9 protein-coding genes are annotated in these 8,175 nt (G+C 48.2%); 5 read left to right on the plus strand and 4 right to left on the minus strand.

The features are described 5' to 3' along the window. Window positions 1-195: DUF3392 family protein (locus VIM91_RS02055; RefSeq protein ID WP_331863160.1), on the minus strand; the 195-nt coding region annotated here is incomplete at its 3' end. 125 nt (window positions 196-320) lie between these two features. Here VIM91_RS02055 and VIM91_RS02060 point away from each other — a divergent pair. The 5 genes from VIM91_RS02060 to VIM91_RS02080 are packed head-to-tail and all read left to right on the plus strand — an operon-like array spanning window position 321 to window position 5,229. Further along, the gene (locus VIM91_RS02060) at window positions 321-1,553 is read left to right on the plus strand and encodes an ABC transporter permease (protein WP_331863161.1); all 1,233 of its coding nucleotides are present in this window, start codon (window positions 321-323) and stop codon (window positions 1,551-1,553) included. Then, a complete protein-coding gene (locus VIM91_RS02065) occupies window positions 1,550-2,758 on the plus strand; it encodes an ABC transporter permease (protein WP_331863162.1) in 1,209 nt (402 codons plus the stop codon). Before VIM91_RS02060 ends, VIM91_RS02065 begins: the two co-directional genes overlap by 4 nt. Window positions 2,759-2,786: 28 nt before the next feature. Beyond that, complete coding sequence (locus VIM91_RS02070; protein WP_331863163.1) at window positions 2,787-3,485, plus strand: ABC transporter ATP-binding protein; 699 nt, start codon at window positions 2,787-2,789, stop codon at window positions 3,483-3,485. Between the two features lie 23 nt (window positions 3,486-3,508). Further along, entirely contained in the window at window positions 3,509-4,102 is a 594-nt protein-coding gene (locus tag VIM91_RS02075; protein ID WP_331863164.1) for a histidine phosphatase family protein, read from the plus strand. Next, window positions 4,102-5,229: a hypothetical protein gene (locus tag VIM91_RS02080; RefSeq protein ID WP_331863165.1), complete on the plus strand. Its 1,128-nt coding sequence runs from the start codon at window positions 4,102-4,104 to the stop codon at window positions 5,227-5,229. Before VIM91_RS02075 ends, VIM91_RS02080 begins: the two co-directional genes overlap by 1 nt. A 66-nt stretch (window positions 5,230-5,295) precedes the next feature. Here VIM91_RS02080 and VIM91_RS02085 read toward each other — a convergent pair whose 3' ends face one another. The 3 genes from VIM91_RS02085 to aroK all read right to left on the minus strand — a co-directional run bounded on the left by VIM91_RS02085 (window position 5,296) and on the right by aroK (window position 7,995). After that, complete coding sequence (locus tag VIM91_RS02085; RefSeq protein WP_331863166.1) at window positions 5,296-6,204, minus strand: D-hexose-6-phosphate mutarotase; 909 nt, start codon at window positions 6,202-6,204, stop codon at window positions 5,296-5,298. 101 nt (window positions 6,205-6,305) lie between these two features. Then, window positions 6,306-7,385 (minus strand): 3-dehydroquinate synthase, encoded by a 1,080-nt coding sequence (gene aroB, locus VIM91_RS02090; protein WP_331863167.1) that lies wholly within the window; start codon window positions 7,383-7,385, stop codon window positions 6,306-6,308. An 82-nt stretch (window positions 7,386-7,467) separates the two neighbouring features. Continuing rightward, window positions 7,468-7,995 (minus strand): shikimate kinase AroK, encoded by a 528-nt coding sequence (gene aroK / locus VIM91_RS02095; RefSeq protein ID WP_331863168.1) that lies wholly within the window; start codon window positions 7,993-7,995, stop codon window positions 7,468-7,470. Between the last annotated feature and the right edge of the window lie 180 nt (window positions 7,996-8,175).

Consider the following 8,175-nt stretch of genomic DNA (forward strand, 5'->3'; position numbering starts at 1 on the left):
CGCACAAAACAAAATAAACACGGTCAGGCGCAAAAAGAAATGCAAACCACCAATTTGTTTTTTTAACATTGAGGTTAAATCATCGCCATAAATCACTAGCAAGGTCGCCATCATCGCAAAACCAATTTCACCAAGATAAGGCCGTACCCAGCTAGAAAGCATCACCAAAAAATCGGTCAAAAAATTTGTTTCCATACTATACTCTCCATAAGGTTGTAGAACATCGTGAGCTATCATAGCAAAAAATACTCAGCCTGCACGCGTGCTTTTTATGCTTTTGAAAACGAATTAAACCCCCGATCAAGCATTAAGGATAAAAAATGGGATTGAGCTTTCTCACCAAACTCGCTTGGCGTAATCTCTGGCGTCACCCCAAACGTACCGTTATGACCGTGCTCGCCATGACCCTTACCAGCACGTTATTTATTTTCATGCTGGCGTTTCAACTGGGCTCTTACGACAGCATGAAAGTGAATGCATTGAGTTTATTAGACGGTTACGCTCAATTCCAACAGGCCGACTATCTTGACACGCCCTCGTTACGCAATAGCTTTGAAATCCAGCCCGAACTAGAAACCCAACTTCGCTCACTACCAGGCCTGGTGGCGTTGGGTTATCGCACCCAAGCCTTTGGTTTATTAAGTGCCGGTGATCGCAATCAAGGTTCAATGGTATTAGGTGTGCAACCTCAAGTCGAACCGCAGATTTCACGCCTTGCCAGCCTGGTTAAACAAGGTCGGTTTCTTAAACCAGATGACACAGCGCATATGCTAATTGGCGAAACCCTAGCACAACGTTTAGATTTAAGCATTGGCGACGAAATCCAACTGCTTGGGCAAGATAAAGACGGCAGTTTGGCCGCCGATATTTTTACGCTGGTCGGCATTTTTGATTCCGGTTCGCCCGATCTAGATCGTCAATTGGCGTTGATTCCATTCGACTATGCGCAAACCCTATTTGCTTTGCCCAATCAAGCGCATCAACTGGCTTTAATGACTGAGCCATTTCAACAAATTAACCAGCTCGAACCCCAATTGCAGGCGCTGTCCGAGCAATTCGACATCACTTATCGCAACTGGCGCGAACTCCAACCCGGCGTCGCGCAGGGCATTGATTTGGATTATTACTCCGGATTTATCTGGTATGTGGCGATCTTGCTCATCGTGGTATTGATTCTGTTTAACACCTTGCTTATGTCGGTATTAGAGCGCGAACGCGAATTTGGTTTGATGTTATCACTGGGTTTATCACGCAAACAACTCGCCTGGCTCACTCAACTTGAAACCCATCTAACCTTAAGTTTGGGCCTGATTTTAGGCATCGCTTTAGGCATTTTAATTACCCTGTATTTTTACCAAACCGGCATTACCATCCCCGGCACCGAAGAAATGTTTGCTGAATATGGCATGAGCTCCACTATCTATCCTAACCTGACGATGATGGCGGTTTGGTTTGCGCCGGGCTTTTTATGGTTAAGCACTTGGCTTATGTCGGCGATGATTGTCTGGCGTATTTTTGGCCTGCATCCATTATCTGGGAGACAAACCAAATGAGTGTGCGTTTATCCACCTTCGCCTGGCGTAACTTATGGCGTAATGCGCGCCGAACCCTCGTGCTAATCAGCGTGTTTACGCTGGGCATTTTCACCATGTTGCTGATCCAAAGCTTTTTGCAAGGTTGGATGAAAAGCACTTTTGAAACCACCTACAAAAACCTAGCCGAACCTATCCAAATTCACCACCCGGATTATATTGATGAGCCGGAAGTAGAGCACTTTTTCGATTTTAACGCCCGGCTAAAGCAGCAACTTGAAAATACACCTAACATTCAAGTCGCGCCGCGTATTCGAGTTAACGCCACCATGCAAAGTGAATACGACAGCGTCTCAGTGATGATTGTCGGTTTTAATCCAGAAGCCGAAAAAGGTCTGTCGTTTTTAAGTGAATCCATGCTAGCCGGTGATTATCAACGCGAAGCACCAGGCCTGGTGATCGGCGAAAAACTTGCCAAACGCTTAACCACGCAACTGGATCGACGCGTGGTATTAATGGCGCAAAAAAACGGCGGTGGTTTGGCGGAAATCGGTTTACCGATTCAAGGCCTGTATAAACACGCCGACCCGCGCATTGAAGAAAGCCTGGTATTTATGCCCATCGACACCGCCGCCAACTGGCTCAATATAAAACAAGGCCTTCACGAAATCGGCATGGTGCCCGCCACCGATAACAAACTCGAGATTCAAGCTTTAAGCGCCGAACTGCAAGCCGCGTTCCCTGACCTAAGCGTGCAAACCATTTGGCAACGCCAACCGATTTTAGAAGCCACCTTAGAGCTGTCGGAAAACATGATCTGGATTTGGCTAGGTTTTGTTTTATTGCTCATGATGCTAGGCATGCTAAATACCCTCATGATGTCGCTCTACGAACGCCAACAAGAGTTCAACCTGCTTTATTCATTGGGCATCAAGCCGCTGCGTTTGCGTTTATTAGTGGTGTATGAAGTGGGCTTGATTTTACTCGTCTCCACCTTATTAGCGATCCTGTTCATGCTGGGTTTGGTCGCCTGGATTGGTGACGGCATCGAACTCCAACGCTTTGCTGAAGGCGCGGCGCAATTTGGCATGGGTAGCAAACTCTATTTATTAATTGATCTACCCAAATGGACAGAAGTGCTCATCGCCACCTTGTCCACCACGATTGTGTTTAGCTTATGGCCGATTTGGCGCGCCACCCGCCATAATCGACTCCAAGCTCGTTAAGAATTAAATAAGCTGACAAAGGATGCCTATGCAACCGATTTTAGAAATCCAACAACTTTGCAAACATTACCACGATGGCGACAAGCTGATTCAAGCCGTCGACAATGTGAGTTTGACCATCGAAAAAGGCGAGTTTATATCCTTATACGGCCCATCCGGTTCGGGCAAAACCACCTTATTAAATTTAATCGGTGGGCTTGAGCGCCCAGATAACGGCGATATTTTGTTGAACGGCCAATCCACCCCCAAACTCAATACCGATCAGCTTACCGATTTACGCCTAAATAAAATCGGCTTTATCTTTCAATCCTACAACCTGATCCCGGTCTTTAACGCGCTCGAAAACGTCGCGTTTATTATGCAAATGCAAGGCCAAGACAAAGCCAGCACACTAGAGCGCGCACGTGAAGTCTTAAAAGCGGTCGGTTTAGAAGGGCTGGAAAACCGGCGTCCGGCGCATCTTTCCGGCGGTCAACAACAACGTGTGGCGATTGCCCGCGCCATCGCCGCCAAACCCAGTTTAGTGCTAGCCGACGAACCCACTGCCAACCTCGACAGCCAAAATTCACGCGCCTTAATTGAACTGCTAAAACAGCTAAACGAAGAACTGAATATGACCTTTATTATCACCAGCCACGACCCCGAAGTGATTCACTTCGCCCCACGCCAAATCCAACTGCGCGACGGCCAAGTGGTGTCGGATGATTTAGCTAAAGATAAGAATTAATCAATCATTAAAAGGAAATCGACATGTCAATTCAATCCACCACCAGACCTAGTACTGTTTTTAGCCTGTTCGCATTGTGTTTGGTTTTTATCACCAGCTTAAATAACGCACAGGCCGAAGACGAAGAGTTTTGGGCGGCCTTGCAACAAGGCGGCAAAGTCGTATTAGTCCAACACGCCAAATTGGATGAAGATGTCGGCGACCCGTTTTCGCTTGATCCATCTTGTTTTATCGAACGTAACTTATCCGACGAAGGCCGCACCCAAGCCCAAGTGATTGGTCACACCTTCCGTCACTACCAAGTGCCGATTGAAGCCGTGTACGCCAGCCCACACTGTCGAACCAAAGACACCGCACAACTGGCATTTGGCCAATACGAAATCAAACCCGAACTGCGCTTAATCCGTGCTTTGCCAAAAGATCAAGCTAACCAAAACATGGCCAACATCAAACGCCTGATTGGAGACTACACAGGCGCGGGCAACTTGATACTCGTCACCCATCGTCCCAATATCGGCGAACTGATCCACCAACGAGTACAACCCGGCTACGTGGCGGTTGTCGAACCGCTGGGGGATGGCTTGTTTGATTTAATCGCGATCAAGGTTTTTGATTAATGAGGTTGAATTGGTTACTACCAGGCCTGGTGCTTTGTATTACAGCCAACACGGCGTTGGCCGACTGGGCGGGACATATAAAAGGATTAGGACAAGCCCAGGATTCCGATGCGCTAGCCGCCACCGACCTGCGATTAAAGAAACAACAAACTCACCAGGCCTGGTCGTTTAAACTCGACTACCAACTGCAAGCCGCCGCCAGTGACGGCATTGGCAACCTACCGATCCCGAATGATGACGCCCAAGTGATGAACCTGCAACACACCTTGCTCAACGAACAAGATGTGATCGCCCAACATCGCATAGATCGCTTAAGCGTCAGTTACGCCCAAAACCAATATTCAGTCAACCTAGGTCGCCAAGCTTTTAGCTGGGGGCAAGGCATGATATTTAACCCGCTGGACTTATTTAACCCCTTCGCCCCCACCGCATTCGACAAAGAATACAAACCCGGCAGCGACATGCTGCACGCGCAATACTTAATGAATTCCGGCGACGATTTAAGTCTCTTAGCCGTCCCCAGACGCAATACACAAACCGGCGATATCGAAACCGATCAAAGCAGTTACGCCCTATTTTGGCGACATTTCGCGCAAATCGAAACCCACGTCATGCTCGCCAAAGATTATAACGACACGGTTTTAGGATTATCCTTTAGCGGAAATTGGCGAGACGGCCAATGGAATTTAGAACTCATGCCCACTCAATTAGAAAGTGGCGACATCAAAACCAGCGCACTTATCAACTACCACCAGGCCTGGTCGTGGTGGCAACGCAATGTATCCGGCTATATCGAAGGCTTTTACAACAGCTTTGGCGAAGAAGAAGCCAAACCAGAAAGTCTCTCAACAGAACTCGCGCTACGTTTAGAGCGCGGCCAACTCTTTACCAAAAACCAATATTACCTAGGCTTAGGCGGCAGCATGGAAATCACCGCCCTATCCAGCGCCAGCCTCACCAGCCTAGCCAACCTGCAAGACAAGAGCGGCCTCGTTATGCTCAACACAACCTACTCACTCTCCAACACCCAACAACTCCTACTCGGCCTCCAACAAGCCCTAGGCGAAAACAACACCGAATTCGAATCCACCACCCAAGCCTATATTCAATGGGCGGCTTATTTTTAGTTCGCAGTGATTAAAATAAATAAGTCTCATAAGTTACACTAAGTTCTTCCAAGTAACTCTGGACAATCAGTTCTTAACGGCTGACAAAACCATGCCCATGGTGTGTTTTTCTCCGACTTTGAGTTGATAGCCGTTTTGTAGGGCGTTGCCGGCTTCGACGCAGAGCATAAATTCGTATTGGTTGTCTGGCATATCGGCGAAGGCTTTGACGCCTTCTGCACCCGGATTCCATACGATGGTGCTGGCGCTGTTGATTTTGTCCATCACAATATCGCGACCTTGATCTTTCATCACGACGGCCGTGTTGTGATCCACATACACGCAGTCCATTGGCGCTTGTACTTTTAGGGTGTCGATTTGTTTGAAGTCGGCGAAACCTTGGTTTTTGTCGTAATAGGTTTTGCCTTCTAAGCCTTCCACCACCAGGCCTGGTGCTTTGGCGACTTTGAAATAAGTATGCAGGGCTTCCGTAACATACCAGGCCTGGTTGCTGCGATTTTCGCCAATGAGTTCAACCGTGAGTTTTTCACCTAGGGTGATGGCTAAACTGACTTTAAAATCAAACGGCCAGGCTTTTTCTATTGAGGCATTAGGCGTTAGACTTAAGACTACTTGAGTCGCCTCGCCGACGCTGGCAACGGATTCGACTTCCCATAATTCATAACGCGCAAAGCCGTGAGCTTTTTTGGCGGCATCAGTTGGGTGCGCGCCCATTTTGCTGTCGTCATACGCACCAAACCACGGCCAACAAACCGGCACACCGCCACGCACCGGTTTACTGCCATCGTAAATAGCGGTGTCGCTGACCCATAATAAATCCGTGCCGCCAGCGGGAATGTAACTTAATAAGGTGGCGCCGTGAGTGGTGACGGTGGCTTGGCCAAAGTTGTTTTTAAGTTCAATCATGACCAATTGGTCACGCAAGTAGAAACGCACGTTGGGATGGTTAAAGCGCTGCTGCAATTGATCAATCATGATATTTCCTTTTGTTTGAACCACGAAGACACAGAGACACGAAGGCAAAGCGATTAGGTTAGTAGATAAACGCTTGGTGGCTTCGTGCCTCTGTGGTGAATTTAGACTCGCCAGTCGGTTAGGGTTTTGGTTAGGGTTTCGGCTGGATAATCGCCGTTGATGTAGGCTTCGCCGATCGACTTTAATAACACTAAACGCACTTTACCGGCTTGGACTTTTTTGTCGCCCGCCATGTATTGCATGAACTGGTCGTTGCTGAGTTCGTTGGGTGGGTAAATCGGCAGTTTGGCACGTTTGAATATGGCGCCGATGCGTTCGACATCCGCCGCGCTTAAATCGCCTAATAATTGTGACATATAGGCCGCTTGCATCATACCGGCGCTAATGGCTTCGCCGTGTAACCAAGCGCCATAGCCCATGCCGGCTTCAATCGCGTGACCAAAAGTGTGGCCTAAATTAAGCAATGCGCGTTGACCTTGTTCAGTTTCGTCGGCGGCCACCACATCGGCTTTGTTTTGACAGGAACGTTGAATCGCTTCGGCTAACAAGGTGTGGTCGCGCGCCATTAAGCCTTCCAGGTTCTGCTCTAACCATTCAAAAAACGCCAAGTCACGAATTAAACCGTATTTAATGATTTCGGCTAAACCCGCCGACAATTGACGGTCGTCCAAGGTGTTAAGTGTGTGGGTATCAATCACTACGGCTTGCGGTTGGTGGAACGCGCCGATCATGTTTTTGCCTTTCGGGTGATTCACGCCAGTTTTGCCGCCCACCGACGAATCGACTTGTGACAATAAGGTAGTCGGCACTTGAATAAACGGTACACCACGCTGATAGGCCGCCGCCGCAAAACCGGTTAAGTCGCCGATTACGCCGCCGCCCAGTGCGACTAAGGTACATTTGCGGTCGAAATGACGTTCGATGAGTTTGTCGAATACCGAGTTCATCACGGTTAGATTCTTATATTCCTCTCCATCCGGCAGAATCACGCAGTCCACCTCAAAATCTTTGAATAGAGCTTTGCAAGTCTCCAAATATAAAGGCGCGACCGTTGTATTGGTGACGATCATCACTTGGGTGCCTTTTACAAAAGGCGTCACCAGGCCTGCATGTTGTAATAAATCCTGACCGATGTAAATCGGATAACTGCGGTCACCTAAGTCGAGGTTAAGAGTAATCAATGGACTGTCCTTAATGCGTTTGCGGGTTGATCGCCGACGTTAAAGCGGCGGCCTTTTACAATATTTAACCGTGAGCAGAGCGTCACGACACGATGCCCTGCGTTTCCAGCGCTTCATGAATGTGTTTAACAACACGAAACACCGACACTTGCTGGGTTTCGATCACCAAGTCGGCGATTTCCATATAAAGCGGATCACGAACTTCCAAAATTTGCCGGATCACTTTTTCCGGGTCGTCGGTTTGAAGTAACGGGCGATTACGGTCATTCTTGGTACGTTGAACCAAGGATTCGACCGAAGAGCGTAAATAAATGACAAACCCACGCGAACGTAATGCGCGCCGATTATCTTCCGCCAACACTACACCACCGCCGGTGGCCAATACAATATTGGGGCGTTGTGTGAGTTCGTCAATCACCGTCATTTCGCGCTGTCGAAAACCAGTTTCGCCTTCGATGTCAAAAATCATCGGAATCGTGACGCCGGTTCGCTCTTCGATTTCGTGGTCGCTGTCGATGAATTCGTAGCCCAGTCGTTCTGCCAAAAATCGGCCTACGGTGGACTTTCCGGCACCCATTGGGCCGACTAAAAAAATACTTTGATTGTGCATGTAAATTATTGTATCCAAAATTGCGCGGCAGAATCTAAAAACCTACACGCAAATTAGCCTGGTTTGATAAGATAGTTTAAATTTTTTTGTGTTTGACGAATATCGTCCTGTCGAGAATCCTATGTTAGGCAATCTTTATATTATTTCAGCCCCCTCCGGTGCGGGCAAAACCTCTTTGGT

Origin of the sequence: Thiomicrospira sp. (assembly GCF_036568485.1) — a bacterium.
Taxonomy (GTDB): Bacteria; Pseudomonadota; Gammaproteobacteria; order Thiomicrospirales; family Thiomicrospiraceae; genus Thiomicrospira.